Consider the following 21393-nt stretch of genomic DNA (forward strand, 5'->3'; position numbering starts at 1 on the left):
GCAGCCGCAGCACCCGCAGTCGTACGTCGGCCCGCGCATCGGCGGTCAGGGAGGCGAACCGCCTCGCCGTAGGTCCGTCGCCGTCACGGCGTACGGCATCGAAGACCGCACTGCGCGCCGCCCCGTAGGCGGCGCCCGTGGGGTCGCGCCGGGTCTCTTCCAGCCAGACGTCCACACAGTCGGCCGGGCTCGCGGGGCCCGGCGGTCGGGGGCTCACGGCCCCGGGCGAAGTACGCCCTTTCGCATCGTCATGCGGTGGATCCTCACGAGGCGGCCGGGCCCGGCGCAACCGGGTTTCTCAGCGGTAGCGCCCGGCCAGCTCCGCCACCGCCTCCGCGAGGTCCCGGCGCAGGTCGGGAGGGCCCAGCACCTCGGCCTCCGCACCGAGGCGCAGGAGGTCGCCGACGGCCACGGAGCCCGACTCGACGGCGAGTTCCGTGGACACCCATCCGTCCTCGCCGGGCGGTCCCGCGTCGGCGAGGGCCCGGACGCCCGCCGCCCCGAAGTACATCGGGAGCAGCCGCCGGGCCCGCGGGGAGAGCCGCACGGTGACGGTCCGGCGGCGCACCGCCGCTTCCAGGCGGCCCGCGGACTCCTGCCAGTACGCGGCGAGTTCGAAGCCTTCGGGCCGTTCGAAGCCTTCGGTGAGGCTGTCGACGGCGGTGAACCGGCCCACCCGGTAGGTCCGCACGGCGTCCCCGGCGGCCCGGCGGCCCCGGGGGTGTCTCCGGCCCGCGTGGAGACCCCGGCGTCCTCCTCCTCGGCCGCCCGTGCCACCAGGTACCAGATGCCGCCCTTGAGGACGAGGCCGAGCGGCCGGATCCGGCGCTGGGCGGGGCCGCTCCAGCGCGAGTAGTGGACCCGCAGGATCCGCTGGTCCCACACCGCCTGGGCGATCCGGGCGAGGTGCGGTACGGGGTCGGCGTCACGGAACCAGGAGGGGGCGTCGAGGTGGAAGCGCTGCTGGATCCGGCGGGCCCGGCCGGCGAGTTCGGCGGGGAGCGCGGCCTGGAGTTTCAGCTGGGCGGCGGCGAGGTCCGCGCCGAGGCCGAGGTCCTGGGCGGGACCGGGGGCGCCGGCCAGGAACAGGGAGCCGGCCTGGACGTCGGTCAGGCCGGTGAGGCGGGTGCGGTAGCCGTCCATGAGGCGGAATCCGCCGGCCGGCCCGCGGTCCACCTGGATGGGGACCCCGGAGGCGCCGAGCGCGTCGATGTCCCGGTACACGGTGCGGACGGAGACCTCGAGCTCGGCGGCGAGTTCGGGGGCGGTCATCCGGCCCCGGTTCTGGAGGAGCAGGAGGAGGGAGAGGAGGCGGTCGGCGCGCATGACGGCATTGTCCGGCATACCTGACAGGAGGTGTCAGGTATGCCGTCCAGGCTGATCACGAACGGGCCGGACACCGGCCCCGGTCACTGACCGCCCCACCCGCCAGGAGCCCTCATGCCCGCCACCGCACCCGGACCCACCACCGCCACCGCCACCACCGCCGCCACCGCCACCGGCGCCTTCACCTTCAAGGACTGGGAGGAGAACCCGGCCGGCCCGCAGGACGTCCTCCCCCGCCTGGCCCGTGCGAAGGTCACGAACGCCTTCGCCGGCGCCCTCACCGCCCCCGGGACGACCTGCGTGTACACCGTCGCCTACACGGGGGAGAACACCGGCACCTTCGCCGGCATGGAACTCGTCACCGGCACCCTCGACGGCCGCCCGGGCAGCTTCGTCCTGGAGGAACGCGGCGCCTTCGACGCCACCGGCACCCGCTGCCATTTCGACGTCGTCCCCGGCTCGGGCACCTCCGCGCTGACGGGCCTCACCGGTTCCGGCTCCTTCGTCACCCGGCACGGGGACACGGCGGTGGAGTACACCTTCACGTACGAGCTCCCGTAACAGCGCCGTCCCGACCGGGATCCGTGTCCTCGCGCGCCTGTCGTACGCCGCCTGCGGGGCCGGTGGGCCGGCCGGGGCTCTCTCCCCCGGCCGGCCCACGTCCGCATCCACCGTCCGCAACCACCTGCGGCTACCGGGCCACCCCGGCCCGGTGACCGGCTACGGCGCGCCGAAGGTGAGCGTCAGCCGCGGTGTCCCCTCGTCGGCCGGGGCCTCCGAGGACCACAGCCACAGCGCGTCCGTCCCGGCGCTGCTCAGCGCCAGGCCGTACGCGCCGCCGAGCGCCCCGGTGACGGCGGCCTTGTCCAGAGCGGTGGTGTGCACCGCCGACCCCTCGGGGATGCCCGCGAAACCGCCGAGCGCCGGACCACCGAGCGCCGGGCGGTTGTTGTACGTGGTCCCGGCCTCCGTCCAGGAGCCGGTGACCGGGAGCACGGACACCGTGTCCACCGTGCCGGCGCCGCTCATGGTGCTGGTCTTCACGCTGAGCGTGGCCGACTTGAGCACCGTGCCCGCGGGCGCGGCGGGCAGGTTGAAGCGCAGGTAGCTCGCGTAGAACGAGCTTCCGCGCACCGCGAGCGAGCCTGAGGTTCCGTAATTGGTGCCCGGGGCGCCCGCGTTGGCGTACGTGTCCTCCGCGGCCGTGACCTCGACGACCGAGTCGGCCGGGGCGGAGGCCAGGGTGTGGTGGTTCTGCACCTGGGCCGCGCTCAGGACCGTCGGGTAGACGGCGGTCTCGTCCAACTGGCCCGCCCAGTACTCGCTGGTCGGACGGTCCGGCCAGCCGCCGAGGCTGTCGCCGCCGGCGTGCCAGTAGCCGGCGAAGTTCTCGTTCGTGGTGACGCCCAGCGTGCCCTTCTGGGCTCCGTCCACGTACAGGGTCATGCCGCCCGCACCCTGGGTCGCGACGACGTGGTGCCACTGGTTGTCGTTGTACGCGGCGGCTGTGGTGACGGTGCGGGTCGCTCCGGTGTAGACGCCGAAGACCAGCCGGCCGTCATTGGTCATGTAGAGGTGCTTGTCGTACTGACTGCTGCCGCGCGACTGGTTGTTGCCGAACCCGAAGAGCTTGCCGCCCCGGGTCGTGTTCGTCCGGAACCAGGTCTCGATGCTGTACGTGTTGCCGACCGTCTGGCGGCGGTCCCCGTACACCTGGGCGTCCGTGCCGTTGAAGCCGATGGCCGTGCTCGCGCCCGTGACGGCGCCCGGCGTCTGGCGCAGGGCGGGAGCGTTCAGGTGCACGCCGCTCTGGTTGCCGCCGTCGGAGGAGTCGGCGACGAAGGGCAGGGCCGACTCGTCGTAGCGCCAGAACAGTTGGGCACCGTCCGCGCGGACGGCGTTCGGGTACGAGTCGACCGAGCTCGGCACCGTCACGCTCGCCGTCGCCGACAGCGCGCTCGTGTTGCCGGCCGCGTCGGTGGCCGTCACCCGGTACGTGTACGACTGCCCCGCGGTGACGGTCGTATCGGTCCAGGAGGCCTGCGGGCGGCGGAAGAACAGCGAGTCCGCCAGGACCGTGGCGATCGGCGTGGCCGAGCCACCCCGGTAGATCTTGTACGTGAGCGTGCTGTCGTCCAGGTCGAGGCTGGTGCGCCAGCGCACCTGTGCCTCTCCCGGCTTGAAGCTGACGGCGCTCGCGACCGGGACGGTGGGCGCGCCCGTGTCCCCGGTGGACGCGAAGCGCGTCAGACTCTGCTGCGCCGAGCCGTTGACGGCGGTGAACTCGCCGCCGACCCAGAGGTACCTGACACCGCCCTTGGAGCCGACCGCCATCACGCGCGGGCCGATGCCCTCGCCGATGCCGTCGTTGGTGTCGGGAGCCCAGCCCAGCTTGCCGGTTCCCGTGGTCGGTTCGGCGAGCAGGTGGTGGCGCTGGCCGTCCGGGTACTCGCCGACGCTGGAGCAGTCGTGCGCGTGCGAGGCGCTGTAGAGCACGTTCTGGTACGGGAGCACGGCCTGCGTCGCGCCGAGGCAGGTGTCGCGCCAGCGCTGGCTGAAGTCGCTCAGCTCCAGCGCGATCCGGCCGTCGAAGACCCCACCACCGGTGCCCTCGTTGCCGGTGTAGAACCCGGTCGCGTCGGTGGCGATGTCCTTGACCACCGAGTTGGTCTCGATGAATCCCGGGTAGGCCTTGGTGACGGCGCCGCTCGTCGCGTCGACGACGGCGAGCGCGTGGGTGTTCGTACCGCCCACGGAGAAGAAGTCGCCGCCCAGGAGCACGTGCGCGCCGTCCGGGGTGACCTCGACCGCCCGGCCCGGCTCGTCCGCGTCGGCTCTGAAGGGCTTCAGCGTGCCGTCGGTGGCGCCCACCGCGGCGAACCGCTCGCGCTGCTGGCCCGCGACGGTGAGGAAGTCTCCGCCCGCGTACACGGTGTCGCCGGTGACGGCGAGGGCCCGGACGGTGGCCGCGAAGGCGGGCCGGAAGCCGGTCTTCACGGTGCAGGTCGCCACGTCGATGGCGGCGAGGCTGGAGACCGGGGTCCCGTTGACCGCGCCGAAGTAACCGCCCGCGTACAGGGTGGTCTTGTCGGGTGAGAGCACGAGCGCGCGGACGGTGGCGGTGCCGGAGCCCACGGTGAAGGACAGCTCGCAGGAGGTCGGTGCGCCCGTCGCGGCGTCGAAGGCCGCGAAGTTCACCGCCGGCTCCTCGCTGCCGGCGGCGCCGTCCGGCGGGCGCACCGCCGAGAAGGTGCCGCCGACGAAAACCTGGCCGCCGGCCTCGGCGAGGGCCCAGACGACACCGTTGGGCTGCCACGTGGACAGCGCGTCGGCGGTGAAGGCCACGGGCGGGGTGATCGCCGCGGCTTCCTGGACGAGCCCGAGGCCGATGGCCGTGCCGGTGCCGGCCAGGGACAGGGCGAGAGCGACCGCCAGCCCTCTGGATCTACGCATGAACCCCCCAGTTCGCTGTGCGCGGCGCCACGCTGGGCTGCGCGACGCGCTGCGCGGAGTACGGAATGGCCGAAAACAGGCGTACGGCTGTCCACGACCGGTACTACGGGCGCACCCTAGGGGGAATCCACCCTTCGTTCATTGCACTTGGCGTATCGGATGCCAAATCGTCGCCGCCTGTGTGCGATGGCCGGATCCCGTCGCAAGGCGCCCGGCGCGCCCCGTTCCGGAGCCGCCCCGGCGTCCTGGCGTGCGTCCCACGTCCCGGACCGCCGGTTCCACCGTCCGGGACGTGGGACGCACGCCCGGTTCTCGCGATTGCCGCCCCACCCGGGCCCGCGCCCCTCTACCGTGCCCTGGGGAACGACACGGGGACGGGACAGGAGCGCAGGCCCGGGTACACACGCGGGCGCGGGCGCGGGACCGGAGGGTGGGGCGGGATGGACGAGGAAGAAGACATGCGGCTGGCGGGGATGACCCCGGAGATCTCCCGCCGCACGCTGACCCTGCTCCGCGGGCTGGCCGGACTCGAACCACCGGAGCGGGTGCCCGAGGAGGCGATGATCACCGCCGACGCGGTCCTGGCCGACTACGGCACCGACGGGCTCCGCGTCCTGGTGATGACCCTGGCGGCCTGGGCGACGGCGCAGATCGAGAACGTCGCCGAGCTCAGCGGGCGCAGCCACGAGGCCGTCCTCGACGCCATGGAACTGGCCTGCCTGGAGGCCAACGCGGAGGACTAGGCCACGACCTCCGGGCTGCTCCGGGCCGCTCCCGGCCCCTTGCGGACCATGTCCCGGACTCACCGGAGCTCCGCCAGTACCGCCCGGTAGTGGCCGGAGGGGTTTGTTCCGCCGGGAAACGGACCATCCTTCGAACACCGGGCCCCGGAATCAGCCCCGCGTCGGCGACACTGGTGGGAGCGGGGGGTCCCGATCGGAGGCCGTCGTGAGCACACCTTCCCCCATCCGGATCGCTGCGGTCCTGTCGACCGAACACCGTGGGCGGCTCATGTCCCACGCCCGTGAGGTCAATTTCCCCGAGGGTGCCCGGATCTTCGACGAAGGGACCCGGGCGGAATCCTTCTGGATCGTCCGCTCCGGCACGGTCACCCTGGAGATTCCCGTTCCCGGCCGCCGGCCCACCCCCATCGAGAGCCTGGGCCCCGGGGAACTGGTGGGCTGGTCGTGGCTCTTCACCCCGTACGTGTGGCAGCTGGGCGCCGAGGCGATGACCCCGGTCCGCGCGTACGAGTTCGACGCCACGACCGTACGGATGCTCATGGACGCCGATCCGGCGTTCGGGTCCGCCGTCGGCCACTGGGTCGGGCGGGTTCTCGCGCTGCGGCTGCACCAGACCCGCACCCGCCTGTTCGACCTGTACGCCCCTCGCCTCGCCGCGGGCTGACGCCGTTCACGGTCCGACACGCTCCTGCGGGCCGCCAACCGTCCGTGTTCGGCCGAATACGCGGACCGCTCCCCCACAGGTCAGACCCGACCCCACCGCTGCGGTCTGCGGTCATGCGTGCGCGGTGCGTGACGAGAATTAGCGGTCCGAACGGGCGTTCCGGTTCCGCATGGGCAAGACTCGCGTCCGTTATCCGACGCAACGACGCGAGGAGTGTTCGCCATGCGATCCGTCACCAGGAATCTGGGGCTTTCGTCCGCCGCCATGGGGCTCGTGGCCCTGACCGCCCTGGTCGGCTCCAGCCCGGCCGGAGCCGCCCCCTCCGGCACCGAAAGCCTGTACGCACCGTCCGCACTCGTACTGAGCGTGACCCAGGGCGACGACTCCGCGGGCGGTACGGTGCTGCGCGCCGTCACCCTCACCTGCGCGCCCCGGCCGAGCGGAACGCACCCGGCGGCGGCCGCCGCGTGCGCCGAGTTACGCGCCAACGCCCCCGAGCGGCTGGACGCACTCGCCGTGCCGCTCCCCGAAGCGACGTGTACCAGGGAGTGGGACCCGATGACCGTGAGGGCCGATGGTGTGTGGCAGGGCCGCCACCTGAGCTACACGTACACCTACTCCAACCAGTGCGGCATGCGGAACAGCACCGGTACGCTTTTCGGTTTCTGACCGCCGCCCCACGACCGCGGGAGGGTCAGCCCAGTTCCAGACTGGTGACCCCGTACATGCCGGTCAGGTCCAGATCCGGCTCCTGACCGGTGTACATCCGGGCGGTCTCGAAGGCCGGGGTCAGGCCCAGCCCGCCCAGCAGGGCGGCGGCCCGCGGATGGGCGTCCGGTACGTCCACGGCCACCGCGCCGCCCGGGGCCCGCTCCGCGAGCGCGAGCAGCAGGGCGGTGGCGATGTCCGGGCCGGCGGCGTAGAGCGGTCCGATCCGCGAGGCGCCGCTGCCCGGCCGGACCACGCCGAGCCCCTCGACCCGGCCCTCGCGTACGGCGGCGAGGGCGGTGCGGCCCGGCAGGCCGATCCAGGCGGCGAGGAACGCGTCGCGCGGCGCGGGGAAGAAGCGCCGGTCGTAGGCGGCGAGTTGCCCGAAGGGCAGCGTGGCCGCGTCCACGATCTCCACCCCGGGCACCACCGCGGCCCCGGCGGTTCCGGCCCGGGGCACCCCCTCGTGGCGGACGTTGTTCCAGGCGGAGCGGAACCCGGACTTGCGGTAGTTGTCCTGCTGCGCGACCACCCCGTCCAGCCCGACGAGCCGCCCGTCGAGCCGCTCCAGCGCCGCCTTCCACAGCCGGCTGCCGTAACCCTGACCGCGGAAGGCGGGGCGGGCGATGTAGAAGCCGATGAATCCGAAGCCCGCGCCGTAGCGCACGGCCGAGACGCAGGCGACCGGCTCCCCGCCGAGGCGCCCGACGAGGAAGCCGCCCGGGTCCGCCACGGCGAATGCGTACCGGTCGGAGTCCCCCGGGTTCCAGCCCTCCTCGGCGGCCCAGTCCCGGAGCAGCTCCATGTCGGCGGCGCTCGCGCCGTTGATCTCGAACCCACTGAATCCCGTCATGCCCGGTGTTGTACCAGATGCGCAAGGAGCACGCCCGGTCCCCGCGGAGCCCTGCGCGGAGCCTCGTAGGATCCACTCCGTGGCGGCCGGGCCAGCCGGAACGGCCGGGAAGAGGGGGGCTTCGTGCTCAGGACGGGCGAGCTGGTCGCGGGCTGGCGGGAGGCCGGTGTCGCCGAGGGCATGGCGCTGATGGTGCACGCGTCGCTGTCCAGCCTCGGGCGGGTCGACGGCGGCGCCGCGACGGTGGTGGCGAGTCTGCGCGAGGCAGTGGGGCCGACCGGGACGGTGGCCGTGCCGGCGTTCACCTGGGAGGTGGCCGATCCGGATCCGGAGCACGTGGGCGCACCGGACGCCGGGGTCACGGCACGTCGGGAAGCGGTGCCGCTGTTCCACCCGGGGCTGCCGGTCACCCCCGCGCTCGGCGCCGTCCCGGAGGCGTTGCGGGCGCTGCCCGACAGCGTGCGCAGCGGACACCCGCAGGCGTCGGTGGCGGCGGTGGGTGCCCGTGCGGCCGAGGTCACGGCCGGGCAGACGCTGGGCCTCGCGCTGGGGCGCAGTTCGCCGTTCGGCCGGCTGGACGACCTCGGCGGCCACATCCTGCTGATCGGGGTCGGCCACAACCGCAACTCCTTCCTGCACTACGTCGAGTCCCTCGTCCCCCGCCCCCGTCTGCGGGTGCGCCGGTTCCCGATGGAGGTGGATGGCGAGCGGGTCTGGATCGAGACCCCGGACGTGGGCAACGACAACGACACGCACTTCCCGACGGTGGGCGCCGACTTCGAACGCCACGCGGGCATCGTGGAGGTCACGGTCGGCGCCGCGGTGTGCCGCCTCCTGCCCGTCGCGGCCCTGGTCGACTTCGCGGTACCCCGCCTCCAGGAACTGCTGGACGCGGACGGAAGGCCGTAGCGCCGAGGCGCCGGGGATCAATTCGATCGCGGCGGGGTGTGCGGGCTCCTTAGAGTCGGCCCATGGGAAAGCAGCTCGTCGCAGTGTTCAGCGGGGCCGGGATGTCCACCGATTCCGGGATTCCGGACTACCGGGGCCCGCAGGGGCTGTGGCGGCGGGATCCCGACGCCGAGAAGCTCGTGACGTACGAGTACTACATGGCCGATCCGGAGATCCGGCGGCGGTCCTGGCTGATGCGCGCCGGGATCGGGGCCCTGGGTGCGCGGCCGAACGCCGCGCACCTGGCCGTCGCGGAGCTGGAGCGCGGCGGGACCCCGGTGCGGGTGATCACCCAGAACGTGGACGGGCTGCACCAGCTCGCCGGGACCTCGGCCCGCAAGGTGTTCGAACTGCACGGCACGGCGCGGGCCGTGGTGTGCACGGCCTGCCGTGCCCGCACGGGCATGGACGAGGCACTGGCCCGGGTCGCCGCCGGGGAGCCGGATCCCGCCTGCCTCGCGTGCGGCGGAATCCTCAAGGCGGCGACCGTGATGTTCGGTCAGCGGCTGGATCCCGAGGTGCTGGCGCAGGCCGTCGCCGTCGCGAAGGGGTGCGAGGTCTTCGTGGCCGTCGGCTCCACGCTCCAGGTGCAGCCCGCGGCCTCGCTGGCCGGGATGGCCGCGGAGGCCGGGGCCCGCCTGATCATCGTGAACGCGGAGGAGACCCCGTACGACCCGATCGCCGACGAGGTGGTCCGCGAGCCCATCGGGACGGCGCTGCCGGCCCTGCTGGCCCGGATCGCCGCCGGCGGCCAGGGCCTCTCCCCGTGATGGGGCCGCCCGGGTAGACCTGGTGGACCGGGCGGACCGGCTGGTCAGGCCTCGTCCGCCGCCTGACGCATCCGCTCCACGTCGAGCTTCTTCATCTTCATCATGGCGGCGGTGGCGCGGGCGGCCCGCCCCGGGTCCGGGTCGGAGATCAGCTCGATGGCGCCGGCCGGGATGACCTGCCAGGAGACTCCGAACTTGTCCTTCACCCAGCCGCAGGCGGATTCCTCGCCGCCGTCGCCGGTCAGCCGGTCGTAGTAGTAGTCGGCCTCGGCGGCGTCGGCGCAGTGGATCTGGAAGGAGATGGCCTCGGTGAAGGGGAATTGCGAGCCGCCGTTGAGACCGACGAACTTCTGGCCGTTGATCTCGAACTCGACGACCATGACGTCACCCGCCGTTCCGGGTCCGCCCTCGTTGTAGCGGCCGATGCGGCCGCGCTTGCCGTCCTTGAAGATCGACAGGTAGTGGTCGGCGGCGGCCTCCGCGTCGCCGTCGAACCACAGACACGTGGTGAACCCGTTGCCGTTGCTGGCCATGACTGCCTCCGGAGTGCATGTGCGTGTACGTGTGGGAGAAACCGTCCCGCACATACAGACCGGCCCCGGCCCCGAAACTCATCGGGGGGCCGGGGCCGGTCCGCATCCAGCCTGGAAATCACTCGCGTGGGTTACCTGCCGAGCATGCGATCGACGATCCGCTCGGCGGCGTGGCCGTCGTCCAGGTCGCAGAACTCCTCCCGGAACGCCGCCCGCGCCTGCGCGTACTCCGCGCCCACCGCGTCCGCGTTCCGCACGGCCTCGATCAGGCTCGCCGAGTCCTTGAGCAGCGGGCCCGGGGCCTTCTTCTCCAGGTCGAAGGTGAAGCCGCGCAGCGTGTCCCGGTAGTGCTCCAGGTCGTACGTGAAGAGCAGGATCGGCCGGTCCGTGTGCGCGAAGTCGAAGATCGCGGAGGAGTAGTCCGAGATCAGCACGTCGGCGACGAGCAACAGGTCGGTCGGGTCGTGCCAGCGCGACACGTCGACGACGAAGCCGTCGCGGACGGCGTCGCGGACCTGCTCGTTGACCCGGTGGTGGCCGCGGACCAGCAGGACGTGGTCCTCGCCGAGCTCGCGGCGGGCCGCGTCGAGGTCGATCTGCAGGTCGAGGCGGTAGCCGCCCGACCAGCCTTCCCGGTTCTCGCGCCAGGTGGGCATGTAGAGGACGACCTTCTTGCCCTCGGGCAGGCCGAGCCGCCGGCGGACCTCCGCGATCCGCGCCTCGTCGGGCCGCAGCAGCGCGTCCGTCCGCGGGCTGCCGGACTCGATGACCTCGCCCTCGTAGCCGAGCGCCCGCTTGAGGACGGGCGTGGCGTACGAGCCCGGGGAGGCGAGCAGCGTCCACTGGGCGCTGTCGTGCGCCAGCGCCTCCAGCACCTCGGGGCTGGTGTAGTAGTCGTGCACGTAGTCGTGGCCGATCTGCTTCAGCGGCGTACCGTGCCACGTCTGCACGACGGTCTGGCCGGGGCGCCGGAAGAAGGCCTGCGACACGCTGTCGTTGGTGACGTAGTACCGGGCCCGTGCGAGCACGTCCCAGGACTCGAGGCTGTCGTACTGCACCGCGCGCGCGGTGGCCGGGACCTCCGCGCGGCCGTCGCGCACGAGGAAGACGTGGTCGAGCTTCTCGCCGCGCCGCACGAGCTCCTCGTGGATGGCGCGGGGAGAGTCTCCGGCGCCGGACCCCTGGAAGGTGTCGAAGACGGCGATGTCCTTGACGGGGAGGGCACGCTGCGCCGGGTACGTCACGTCGCGCGCGATCCGCTGCGCGTGGCGCGAGCGGTCGTGCGGGCTGATCATCGGGTCGGCGACCAGTACGACGCGGTCGTAGAAACGGGCCTCGACGCGCATCCGGCGGCCGCGCGCGGCGACGGCGTGGGGTCCCGAGTGCAGGGCGGTGGGCGCGAACTGCAGCGGGGCCCCGCGGTCGACGCCGAGCAGGCCCGCGGTGACGCCGCCTTCGGAGACCGGGCGCATGGTGGGCCACCAGCGGCCCTGGGGCAGTGCGGTGCGGCCCGCGTAGCTGTCGGCGAGCACCGGCTCGAAGGAGGCTTCGAAGCTGTCGCCGTCACGGGTGACGGGGTAGCTGAACTCGACGCCGTGGGGGTCGTGCAGCACCAGCTCGTAGGGCTCGTCGACGGGCGCGACGAAGCGGCCCCGGATGGTCAGGACCCCGTCCTTGGCCGCGACGGTGTCCACGAGCGGCGGCGAGGGCTGCACGGAGAGGGTGAGGTGTCCGGTGTTGCCGCGCTTCGCGAAGAGGGTCCGGCCGGTCACCTCGCCGGGCAGCGGGACGACCAGACCGGTGAACCCGCCGCGTTCGTCGTGGGCCAGCCGGTGCTCGGTGCCGTCGGCGGCGACGACGGACAGCTTCCACGGCTCGGGGGTCCACTCGCCGGGAGCGCACTCGGCGTCCGGGACGGCGGCCAGGTCCGCCAGCGGTACCCGCGCGGTGAAGGGGGTCCGGCCGCCGGCGACGGCGGGGGCGGTCTCCAGCGGGAAGCTGAGGACGGCGGCGGTGGAGACGTGCTCCGCGCGCAGCGTGGCGCCGGCGCCGACCTCGGCGGCGAGCTCGCCGGCCACCTCGACCGCGTCGTCACCGGCCGGGCGGACGTCCAGGGCCCTGGCGCGGACGATCTCCACCTGGACGGTGAAGGAGCCCGCGGTGCTCGGGGCGACCCGTACGTCCGGGGCGACCCAGTGCGCGGGCGGGTTCTGCCCGCTGTCGTGCTCGCCGCCGCGGAGCCGGGCGCGGTGCAGACCGCCGGCTCCGGTGACCGCGACGGAGGTGCTCCACACGCCTTCGACCCACTTGCCGCCGGTCTGGAAGACGCTGGGGTCGACGACGGCGGCGAAGCCGGCCCAGTCGGCGTGGCGCAGGGCCAGGTGCGGTGCGTGCACGGTGGCCATCGGGGAGGCGACGGTGCGGGTGCCCACGACGGTCCGGCGGCGCTTGCCGCTCTCGCGGAAGACCAGCATCTTGCGCGAGCCGAGACGACTCTCCGCGCCCAGGTGGCCGGGCAGCGCGTAGCCGCGCAGCAGCAGCTTGCCGTCGGCCCAGTGGGCCTGCTCCAGGCGGCTGACGACGCGGCGCTCGCGCGGGCCGAGGGTGAGGACCTTCGCGGGGACCGGCGCCTTGAGGAAGGGGTAGTCGGCCTGCGGGCGGGCCAGACCCTTGACCGGCACGCTGTAGGAGAAGTCCCGCTGGTGCTCTATGAGGGCGATGAACTCCTCTATCCGGCCCTCGCCGGCGAGGTAGGCCTTGAGCCGGTCGGCGACGGTCAGGTCGGACCACGGCGCGGTGCCGATGGCCCGGACGAGGCCGCCGACCTCCTTGGAGAAGGCGGCGCGGAAATCGGCGCCGCCCTCACCTACGTACTTGTAGATGAGGGGGAGTTCCTCGCTCAGTACGTTGCGGTCGTAGTCACGCAGGTAACGGGCGTACGTGGCGCCCGGCTTGGCCTGGAGCGCCGCGCGCACGAGGCGTACGGACTCCACCCGGTCGATGACCGACACGGGGTCGGTGGAGCGCTGGGTGATGGAGCGCTCGCCGGTCTCGCGGACCCGCCAGTGGTAGACGCACTCGCTGAGGATGTCGACGCTGGAGGCGAAGTAGTGCGAGGGAATGCTCACGGGAGCGTCCTCGTAGAGGATGCCTTCCGGGTACTGGAAGGCATGCTCGTCCCAGAAGGTACGCCGGTAGACCTTGTTCCACGCGGTGCGGTCGGTGACCAGCGCCGGGAACTTGGAGATGTGGGTCTTCAGCCTGGTCTTGGCGAAAGCCGTGCGGTGGCCCCAGGACTGCGACATGCCGACGGAGCGGAAGCGCTTGACGTTGCCGGCCGCGAAGTCGGAGCCGGTCTCGTCGAGGGCCGCGATCATCCGCTCGTAGGCGTACGTGGGCATCGTGTCGTCACTGTCGACGAAAGCCAGGTACTCGCTGCCCGGGCTGATGTGACGGGCGCCCACGTTGCGGGCCGCGCCGAGGCCCGCGTTCTCCTGGAGAACCAGCCGGAAGCGGTCGTCGCGCTCGACGAAAGCCTGCGCCAGGGCCGCGCTGCCGTCGGTGGAGCCATCGTCGACGAGCACGACCTCGAAGTCGTCGAATGTCTGCGCTGCGATGGACTCCAGGCACTCGTCGAGATAAAGCTCGACGTTGTAGACAGGGACGACGATGCTCAGGCGCGGGGGCATGGGTAGCGAGTTCTCCAGCGTAAATGCGATTGTCGATGATCAGCTGATTACAGCATCCTACTCCGTAGCGAGATGATAAAAATCGACCATCTCGGACATATGGGAGTAGCCGCCGGGGCAGGCGACAATCATTTCAGCCGCCCGCCACCTCGCGGTCATCGGGTCAGACTTCCAGCTCTGCCTCGATCTTCTTCAGCTGGTGCCGGGCCATCGCGAGATTGGCCCGCCCCTTGTCGAGCGCGAGGTAGAGGAAGAGGCCCGAGCCGCCCCGGCCCTTCAGCAGCCGGATCAGGTGGTACTGGCCGCCGAGGGTGATCAGGATGTCCTCGATCTCGTCCTTCATGCCGAGCATCTCCATCGTGCGGAGCTTGGCCCGCACCACGTCGGTGTTGCCCGCGGCGGCGACCGTGAGGTCGAGGTCCTTGCCACCCCCGATGGTGCCGAGGGCCATGCCGCTGCCGCAGTCGACGAGGGCGGCTCCGAGCACGCCGTCGATGCTGGTGGTGGCTTCCTTGAGCGCGGTCTCCACGTTGGCCATGGCCATTCCTCTTTCTTTCGGTGTCCAGGGAGATTCAGTGAGATTCAGGGAGATTTCAGTCGTTCACGTCGGTACGGATGTACGGACGCACGGGGTCCGGAAGTTCAGGAGCCGGGGCCGGGGCCCCGGCGGCCGAGGCTGTGGTCGATCAGCTCGGCTATGCGCAGGCTGGACCGGCGGGCCTCCAGGTGGAGCCGGCCGACATTGATGCGCGGCTCCGCGATCAGGGTCAGGACGGCCGCGTCGCCCGCCGCGTAGGTGGCCACGTATCCGTCCTCGCCGCGCACGAGCAGTTCGCGGAACCCGCCCTGGCCGGTGCAGTCGCTGAGCCGCTGGGCCACTCCGAGGGCGGCCGCGGTCAGGGCGGCGACCGATTCGGCCTCGGTGGCAGCGCTGTCGTGGGCCAGGACCAGGCCGTCGACGCTCGCGGCGAGGGCCCCTCCCAGCTGCGGGACGCGGGCCCGCAGCCTCCGGAGTTCCGCGAGTATCTCGGCCTCCGCTTCGGCGGGCACCGTACTCATATCGGCCTTTCTCCTTTCGGGCGGCCTGCGCCCGGAGCGGTCGGCGCGTTGGGCGGATCGCAGCGGGAGCCTCACAGGCTTGCCTCCAGTGCGTCGCGTAACCGGCGCAGCAGCGCCACGTCCGGGGACTGTGCCTGCGTCATCCAGTCGGGCAGCGGCGCCGCGGAAGCGCCGGCCGCCGGCGCCGACTCGTGCGGGGTCTCCACCAGCCCGGCCGCCGCGAGGCGCCGTACGTCGAGCAGCGTGTGGAAGGCCGGCCGGCCCAGCACCCACGCCAGGTCCGCCGGTGTCCGCACGCCGTCGGCGCGGTCGAGCAGGATCCGCTGCCGGGCGGTGACGGTCTGGCCGGGGGCGGCGGCCCGGGGCACGACCGGGGAGGTGTCGAGCAGCGGGTAGGGCCAGACCGCGTCGAGCAGCTCCCGGCGGCGCCGGGTCTCCCGCTCGACGGCGGCCGCCGGGACCGAGCGGACGGAGCCGATCCAGTGGGTGGCCCCGCGCCGGAAGCGGGAGGGGCCGCTGCCCGGGGACAGTGCGAAGAAGGCGGCGTCGAAGATCGCGGCGAGATGGCAGATCTCCAGCTCGCCTCCTGCCATGCCCCCGCTGTCGACGAGGAAGCGCGCCACCTGGCGGCGGGCGCCGGCCTGGTTCACGGCGTCGGTCCAGCGCTCGGGAGTGAGCCCGCCGCCGGTCGTGAGCAGGACGTCGAGCCCGGGGGTGGCCGGGCTCTCGGCGTGCACGACGCGGCCGTCCTCCAGGAAGAGGGTGCCGCGCTCGCGGAACAGGGCCCCCGTCGCCCGCTCGGCGGCGAGCCGGGTCAGCAGGGGCGAGACGGCGGCCGTCACTTGAGCACCAGTCCTTCGGCCAGGGTGCGGAGTCTGTGGCGGGCGAGGGCGAGGTTCCCGTCGGCGCGGTCGAGCCACAGGTGCAGGAAGACGCTGCTGTCGAAGCTGGTCTCGACGAAGCGGAGCACGTGGTAGCCGGTCCGGGTGGTGACGATCAGGTCTTCGACGGGCGGTCCGGCCGGGTCGTCCCCCTCGGTCTCCGCCGGGGCGAACGACTCGTACTCGGCGGCGGCCCTGGCCAGCTCCGCGGTCTCGGCGGCGGTGGTCTCGTGGTCACCGACCGGTGAGTCCCCCGCCGTCCCGAGGGCCAGCCCGCTGCTCCAGTCGACCAGCGCGGCCCCCCTCGCACCAGGCAGGGCCATGGCTTCGAGCAGGCATTCGTCGATCCCGGGCACGCGGGCTCCCCTCCCGGCCGGACCGTGCGAGGTGCACGGTCGTACGGCGCGACAGAAGGGAACTTACTCAAGTTCCACAGTGCGGAAGGGCGTTCTGGCATTTTCCGCTGGAACATGCGGGAAAGCGTGCGACACCTTGGCCGGAACCCGTTCCATTTTGATCATTGCTTCGGATCCCGTGGGCAAAGCGCCGCACGGACCCCCCTCACGAGGCGAGCGGCAGATCGTCCGCGAGCCGGAAGGCGCCGCCCTCGCGCTGGACATAACCCTCGTGGCTGAGGGTGCGCAGCAGGTGGTAGACGGTGGGCAGCGGAATTCCGGTCAGCCGGGCAAGGCGCTTGGCGGTCGCCCCGCCCTCCGCGTACATCGCTTCCACGAGGCGCAGCGCCCGCTGCACGGACCCGATGAGGGTGGGTGTGGTGGTGCTGCCGCCGCTGTCCGCGCTGTCCTTCGTGCTGTGGTCTGTGCCCATGAGTGGTCCCCCTGCTCCGGTACGAGGCCTGGCAAACCCATCAAAGTCGCTCACCGGCCGCAAAACCAGCTGACTCGCGTAAACCTGAGCATAAGATCAACAACTGCCCGGCCGCGGGACCCGCTTCCTACTGCGTACAGGTCACGAAGGCCGGGAGGGGGGTCTCCTCGACGAGGCGCCGGGGCAGGGAGAGCGCGAAGCGCTGTTCCAGCACGGAGAGGGTGAGGCGGTCGCGGTCAGCGTCCGGTTCGTCCTCGGGACGGGCGTAACAGCCGTCCGGAGCGAGGATCTTGGCTTCGACCAGCTCCGGCAGGAGGAAGTCGGGCCGGTGTCCGCCGCGCCAGCATTCCTCTCCGATGCCGAAGCAGCAGACCAGTTCGCCGTCCCGGGCGTACGCGAACTGCTTGGGCGGGTGGTCGGGCTGCGGGTCGAGGTGGACGGCCTCGACCCCTGCCCGGGAAACCTCCGCGAGGCGCTGCGCCCCGGCCGGCATTCCGTGCTCGACGGCGAAGGACCAGCCGCCCCAGCTCCCCACCCGGGCCACCCCGTCGCCTTCCACCGTCTCGGTGACCATGCTCCACGCGTCGATGGCGCCCAGCGGTCCCGGGCGGACGTCCGGCAGCGCGCCGAGCCGTACGGCCAGTTCCTCGGGGCCGATGCCGCGGGCGAAGGTCAGGCTGACGTACCAGGCGTTCCAGTCCGCCAGCCACTGGATGCCGGTGTCGCCGACCCGGCCGCCGTCGCCGCCGTCGCCGGGTCCGGTGATGTCCGCCATTGCCACGGTCCCTCGCGTGATGCGTGCCGGTGCTCCCCCACGAGCACGATAGTCAGTCGGCGGGGCGCTCCGGGAGGAGGCGCTCGACCATGGCCTCGATGAGCCCCTCGACCGGACGGGCCGCTCACGGGTGCGGGGCAGGATCTCCACCAGCGGCTGGGCCCGGTGGGCGAAGCGGCTGGAGAAAGTGACGGTCGGGAGCGCGGCCTCCGCACGCGGGGCCAGCCCCCGCGAGCCCTCACGGGCGAGGACTCTCGATGCCGTCGAGCGGCGCGGCGCGGCGCTCCGGGTTGTGGCGCACGGGCGGATCCCCGACGGTGCGGGTCCGGCGTCCACCGTGGCCGGGTACGGCACGGCGTGGGCGGTCCGGCGGCCGCCGGACCGCCCTGCCGGTATGACCGTCGCATATGCACTGCGTGCGCGGTGCTTCGGACACGCTGGCGGACACGGCACGGTCGAGGCCCTCCCCAGCGCCCCCTCCCCCGTGCCACCCTGCCGGTCATGGAGCGGATCATCGGGGAGATACGCGAGGACCTGAACCGCCGGATCACCGTGGCGGCCGACCGGATCGCCGACCGGCCACCGGACGGGGATCCGGCCTGCGCCGCCCATGCCGCCCTGCTCGGCCGGGCAGCCCTGCGCGAGCGGATCCACGGCATCCTGCACCAGGCCGTCGAGGGCCTGGTCCGCGACTCCCGCGGCCTGCCGCCCGAGCTGGCCGGCGCCCGCGCCGACGGCGGGCTCGGCGCCGGGCAGGGTCTGCCGCTCGACTCCCTGCTGGGGGTGTACCGGCTCGGCGGCCGGCTGCTGTGGCAGATCCTGACCGAGGCGGTGGCCGCCCACGACCGGGTGGCGCTGCCCCGGCTGCTGCCCGGGGCACCGGCACTGTGGGACGTCGTCGACCGGATGGCGGACGCCGCCGCCGAGTCCTACCGGCGGGCCGAGGCCCTGCGCGGGGACCGCGAGCGGGAGCTGCGGGCCGCCCTGCTCGACGCCCTCTTCGACGGCGCCGGACCGGCCGGGGACCGCGCCGAGTCGGCGCGCCGGCTGGGGCTGGCGGAGCGCGGCCGGTTCGCGGTGGTGGTCCTGGGCCCCCGGGACGGCGCGGCCCCGCAGCCGGCCGACGGCCCCCCGCACGTGCTGTGGCGGATCCGCGCCGACGGGGAGACCGGCCTGGTGGAGCTGGGCGGGCTCGCGCTCGCTTCGGTGGGCGACCTGCTGGCGCCGCTCGGTGTACGCGCCGGGGTGAGCCCGGTGGTGGAGACCCCGGCCGAGCTGGCCCGGGCCCGCCGGCTGGCGGTCCTGGCGCTGCGCGCCACGGCGGGCGACGACGGCCCGCGCGCCGCGCTGCTGGACGAGCGGCTCCCGGCGGCGCTGGTCGCGGCCGACCCCGAACTGGCGGGCCGGCTTCGCCAGGTGGTGCTGGGTCCGGTCCTGGCGCTGGCCCCGGAGGACTGCCGGCTGCTGCTGACCACCCTGGGTACCTGGCTGACCTGCCACGGCTCGACGACGTACGCCGCCCAGCGGCTGTACTGCCACCGCAACACCGTCTCGAACCGGCTGCGCCGCCTGGAGCACCTCACCGGCCGGTCCCTCTCCGATCCGGCGCACGTCGTGGAGCTGGCGCTGGCGCATACGGCGGTCACCCAGCGCCCGGCCGGCTCCCCGCCCCCTCCCCGTCCCGGGGTGCTCCCTCACCCGAGTCCCCCGGTTTCCCAGGCTTCCCCGGCTTCGCGGACTCCAGCAGGTACGGCACGTCGATCACCGCGACCCCGGGCGTGAAGAGCAGCCGCGCCTTGAGCCGCAGGGCGTTCTGGTTGTGCAGGGGCTGTTCCCACCAGTGCCCGACCACGTACTCCGGGATCACCACCGACAGCATGTCCGTGCCCTCGGCGGCCGCCTGTTCCTGGACGTGGGCGAGCACCGGCCCGACCACCTCCCGGTAGGGGGAGTGCAGCACCTTCAGCGGGATCCCCGGATCGTGTTCCGCCCAGGCCTCGCGCAGCCGGTTCGCATCCGCCTCGTCGGCGGCCACGGAGACCGCCGTCAGGGTGTCGGCCCGCAGCCCCATCGCGAAGCCCAGCGCCTTGAGCGTCGGCGCGTGCACGGCGGCGACGAGGACGACGACGTGGTGGCGGGCGGGCTTGCGCGGTTTGACCCCGGGCGCCACGGCGACTTCCCTGGCCACGGTGTCGTAGTGGCGGCGCACGCCCTTCATGCCGATGAAGAGCAGCGGCATGGCGATGACCACGAGCCAGGCGCCGTGGGTGAACTTGGTGACCAGGACGATGACCAGGACCACGGAGGTCATGACGGCGCCGACGGCGTTGATGGCGCGCCGGCGGTGGATGTGGATCCGCTCCTCCTTGCGGGTCCCGGGGGAGGCGAGCTCCTGCTTCCAGTGCCGGACCATGCCCGCCTGGGAGAGGGTGAAGGAGACGAAGACGCCGATGATGTAGAGCTGGATGAGCCGGGTCAGCTCGGCGTCGAAGGCGATGATGAGAGCGATGGCGGCGAGGGCCAGCAGGACGACGCCGTTGGAGTACACGAGGCGGTCGCCGCGGTTGAAGAGCTGGCGCGGCACGAACCGGTCCTTGGCCAGGATCGAGGTGAGCATCGGGAAGCCGTTGAAGGCGGTGTTCGCGGCGAGGATCAGCACGCCGGCGGTGACGGCCTGGAGCAGGTAGAAGAGGAAGTCCCAGCTGCCGAAGGTGGCCCGGCCGATCTGGGCGAGCGCGGTGGACATCGGTGTTCCGGGGGCCAGGCCCAGCTCGGTCGGGTCCGCCGCCACGTGCACTTCGTAGTTCATGGCGAGGATGGTGATCCCGGCGAACATGGTGACGGCGAGCGCGCCCATCGCGGCGAGGGTGGTCGCCGCGTTCTTGCTCTTCGGCTTCTGGAAGGCGGGGACGCCGTTGCTGATGGCCTCGACTCCCGTGAGCGCGGTGCAGCCGGAGGCGAAGGCCCGCAGGGCGAGCAGCACCACGGCGAGTCCGGCGTACGTGCCCTCGGCGGTGATCGGCAGCTCGGCGGATTCGGCGCGGATGGTGTCTCCGGTCGCGAGCCGGTAGGCGGCCACCGCGAACATGAGGTAGATGACGAGGACGAAGCCGTAGGTGGGGACGGCGAAGACCCGGCCCGACTCCCGTACGCCGCGCAGGTTCATCAGCGTCAGCAGTACGACGAAACCCACGGACAGGGGGACTTCGTGGTCGGAGAGCGAGGGGATGGCGGAGGTGATGGCGGAGACTCCGGAGACCACGGAGACGGCGACCGTCATGACGTAGTCGACGAGCAGGGCGCTCGCGGCGGTGAGGGCGGCGGTCTCACCGAGGTTCTTGGAGCTGACGATGTAGGCTCCGCCGCCGCCCGGGTAGGCGTGGCAGGTCTGCCGGTAGGAGGCGACGACGACCACGAGCAGGAACACGATGGCGGCGGCCGCGTACCAGGCGAGGTGGAGCAACGCGACGCCGCCGAGGGCGAGGATCAAGAGGATCTCCTCGGTGGCGTAGGCCACCGAGGAGAGCGGGTCGCTGCAGAAGATCGGGAGGGCGAGCCGTTTGGGCAGCAGGGTCTCGCCCAGACGCGCGGTGTCGAGCGGTTCACCGACCAGCACACGTTTCGCATTGATACACCTCATTCAGGCATGATCAGCCAGAACGATGAAGATTCACCCGATATAAACCATGTGTCATGGGGCGAACCGGCTACATCTTGGCCGCCGCGCTGCGGATCGCCTCCCGGATGCGGAAGTACGTGCCGCAGCGGCAGATGTTGGCGATCGCGTCGATGTCCGCGTCCGTGGGCGTGCTCGTCCGCTTCAGCAGGGCGACGGCCGCCATGATCTGGCCGGGCTGGCAGAAGCCGCACTGTGCGACGTCCTGTTCGAGCCAGGCCTCCTGCACCGGGTGCAGCTCGTCCCCGTCGGCCAGCCCCTCGATCGTGGTCACCGTCCGGCCCGCGCACGCGGACACCGGCACCACGCACGGGCGTACGTCCACTCCGTCGAGGTGGCTGGTACAGGCCTTGCAGACGTCGACCCCGCAGCCGTATTTGGGGCCGCGCACGCCCAGCATGTCGCGGAGCACCCACAGCAGGGGCAGATCGTCGGGCGCGTCCACGGTGACGCTCTGCCCGTTGACGGTGAAGGTGTGCGAGGGCAC

At 72.6% G+C, this 21393-nt stretch carries 17 protein-coding genes and 3 pseudogenes; 7 read left to right on the top strand and 13 right to left on the bottom strand.

Annotated elements, in window-relative coordinates:
* Positions 1 to 298 precede the first annotated feature (298 nt).
* A pseudogene (locus OG389_RS03725) lies at positions 299 to 1326 on the bottom strand (helix-turn-helix transcriptional regulator).
* A gap of 114 nt (positions 1327 to 1440) precedes the next feature.
* Between OG389_RS03725 and OG389_RS03730 the strand changes: the two are divergent.
* A complete protein-coding gene (locus tag OG389_RS03730; RefSeq protein ID WP_328297009.1) occupies positions 1441 to 1887 on the top strand; it encodes a DUF3224 domain-containing protein in 447 nt (148 codons plus the stop codon).
* Positions 1888 to 2046: 159 nt separating this feature from the next.
* On the opposite strand, the gene OG389_RS03735 is transcribed toward OG389_RS03730, so the two are convergent.
* The gene (locus OG389_RS03735; RefSeq protein ID WP_328297010.1) at positions 2047 to 4779 is read right to left on the bottom strand and encodes a DNRLRE domain-containing protein; all 2733 of its coding nucleotides are present in this window, start codon (positions 4777 to 4779) and stop codon (positions 2047 to 2049) included.
* Between the two features lie 440 nt (positions 4780 to 5219).
* Here OG389_RS03735 and OG389_RS03740 point away from each other — a divergent pair, with 440 nt between their 5' ends.
* The 3 genes from OG389_RS03740 (at position 5220) to OG389_RS03750 (ending at position 6855) form a co-directional block, all read left to right on the top strand.
* A complete protein-coding gene (locus OG389_RS03740; protein ID WP_328297011.1) occupies positions 5220 to 5522 on the top strand; it encodes a hypothetical protein in 303 nt (100 codons plus the stop codon).
* A 205-nt stretch (positions 5523 to 5727) separates the two neighbouring features.
* Positions 5728 to 6186, top strand: a complete 459-nt coding sequence (locus OG389_RS03745) for a Crp/Fnr family transcriptional regulator (protein ID WP_328297012.1) — start codon at positions 5728 to 5730, stop codon at positions 6184 to 6186.
* 222 nt (positions 6187 to 6408) lie between these two features.
* Positions 6409 to 6855, top strand: a complete 447-nt coding sequence (locus tag OG389_RS03750; protein ID WP_328297013.1) for an SSI family serine proteinase inhibitor — start codon at positions 6409 to 6411, stop codon at positions 6853 to 6855.
* A gap of 25 nt (positions 6856 to 6880) precedes the next feature.
* On the opposite strand, the gene OG389_RS03755 is transcribed toward OG389_RS03750, so the two are convergent.
* Positions 6881 to 7747: a GNAT family N-acetyltransferase gene (locus tag OG389_RS03755; protein ID WP_328297014.1), complete on the bottom strand. Its 867-nt coding sequence runs from the start codon at positions 7745 to 7747 to the stop codon at positions 6881 to 6883.
* A gap of 123 nt (positions 7748 to 7870) precedes the next feature.
* On the opposite strand from OG389_RS03755, the gene OG389_RS03760 reads away from it, so the two are divergent.
* Complete coding sequence (locus OG389_RS03760) at positions 7871 to 8656, top strand: aminoglycoside N(3)-acetyltransferase (RefSeq protein WP_328297015.1); 786 nt, start codon at positions 7871 to 7873, stop codon at positions 8654 to 8656.
* Between the two features lie 62 nt (positions 8657 to 8718).
* On the top strand, positions 8719 to 9465 hold the full coding sequence (locus tag OG389_RS03765) for an SIR2 family NAD-dependent protein deacylase (RefSeq protein ID WP_328297016.1): 747 nt from the start codon (positions 8719 to 8721) through the stop codon (positions 9463 to 9465).
* Between the two features lie 44 nt (positions 9466 to 9509).
* Here OG389_RS03765 and OG389_RS03770 read toward each other — a convergent pair whose 3' ends face one another.
* From OG389_RS03770 to OG389_RS03805, 8 genes and pseudogenes are all read right to left on the bottom strand, one after another.
* Positions 9510 to 9998, bottom strand: a complete 489-nt coding sequence (locus tag OG389_RS03770) for a VOC family protein (RefSeq protein WP_328297017.1) — start codon at positions 9996 to 9998, stop codon at positions 9510 to 9512.
* A gap of 131 nt (positions 9999 to 10129) precedes the next feature.
* On the bottom strand, positions 10130 to 13687 hold the full coding sequence (locus OG389_RS03775) for a bifunctional glycosyltransferase/CDP-glycerol:glycerophosphate glycerophosphotransferase (protein ID WP_328297018.1): 3558 nt from the start codon (positions 13685 to 13687) through the stop codon (positions 10130 to 10132).
* Between the two features lie 163 nt (positions 13688 to 13850).
* Positions 13851 to 14225 (bottom strand): hypothetical protein, encoded by a 375-nt coding sequence (locus OG389_RS03780; RefSeq protein ID WP_328297019.1) that lies wholly within the window; start codon positions 14223 to 14225, stop codon positions 13851 to 13853.
* Positions 14226 to 14329: 104 nt separating this feature from the next.
* Positions 14330 to 14746 carry a roadblock/LC7 domain-containing protein gene (locus tag OG389_RS03785; RefSeq protein ID WP_328297020.1) on the bottom strand — a complete coding sequence of 139 codons (417 nt, stop codon included), beginning with the start codon at positions 14744 to 14746 and terminating at the stop codon, positions 14330 to 14332.
* A gap of 71 nt (positions 14747 to 14817) precedes the next feature.
* Positions 14818 to 15588, bottom strand: a complete 771-nt coding sequence (locus OG389_RS03790; RefSeq protein WP_328297021.1) for a transcriptional regulator — start codon at positions 15586 to 15588, stop codon at positions 14818 to 14820.
* Positions 15585 to 15983 carry a hypothetical protein gene (locus tag OG389_RS03795; RefSeq protein ID WP_328297022.1) on the bottom strand — a complete coding sequence of 133 codons (399 nt, stop codon included), beginning with the start codon at positions 15981 to 15983 and terminating at the stop codon, positions 15585 to 15587. Before OG389_RS03795 ends, OG389_RS03790 begins: the two co-directional genes overlap by 4 nt.
* 232 nt (positions 15984 to 16215) lie before the next feature.
* Positions 16216 to 16455 (bottom strand): annotated as a pseudogene (locus tag OG389_RS03800) (helix-turn-helix domain-containing protein); the annotation flags it as partial.
* Between the two features lie 127 nt (positions 16456 to 16582).
* Positions 16583 to 17230 (bottom strand): DUF6461 domain-containing protein, encoded by a 648-nt coding sequence (locus tag OG389_RS03805; RefSeq protein ID WP_328297023.1) that lies wholly within the window; start codon positions 17228 to 17230, stop codon positions 16583 to 16585.
* A gap of 906 nt (positions 17231 to 18136) precedes the next feature.
* Here OG389_RS03805 and OG389_RS03810 point away from each other — a divergent pair.
* Positions 18137 to 18850: pseudogene (locus OG389_RS03810) on the top strand (helix-turn-helix domain-containing protein); the annotation flags it as partial.
* Between the two features lie 22 nt (positions 18851 to 18872).
* Here the strand turns inward: OG389_RS03810 and OG389_RS03815 are convergent.
* Positions 18873 to 20870, bottom strand: coding sequence for an APC family permease (locus OG389_RS03815; RefSeq protein WP_328297024.1), 1998 nt, complete (start codon positions 20868 to 20870; stop codon positions 18873 to 18875).
* Between the two features lie 67 nt (positions 20871 to 20937).
* Positions 20938 to 21393 (bottom strand): (2Fe-2S)-binding protein, encoded by a 456-nt coding sequence (locus OG389_RS03820; protein WP_328297025.1) that lies wholly within the window; start codon positions 21391 to 21393, stop codon positions 20938 to 20940.

Source organism: Streptomyces sp. NBC_00435 (assembly GCF_036014235.1).
GTDB lineage: Bacteria > Actinomycetota > Actinomycetes > Streptomycetales > Streptomycetaceae > Streptomyces.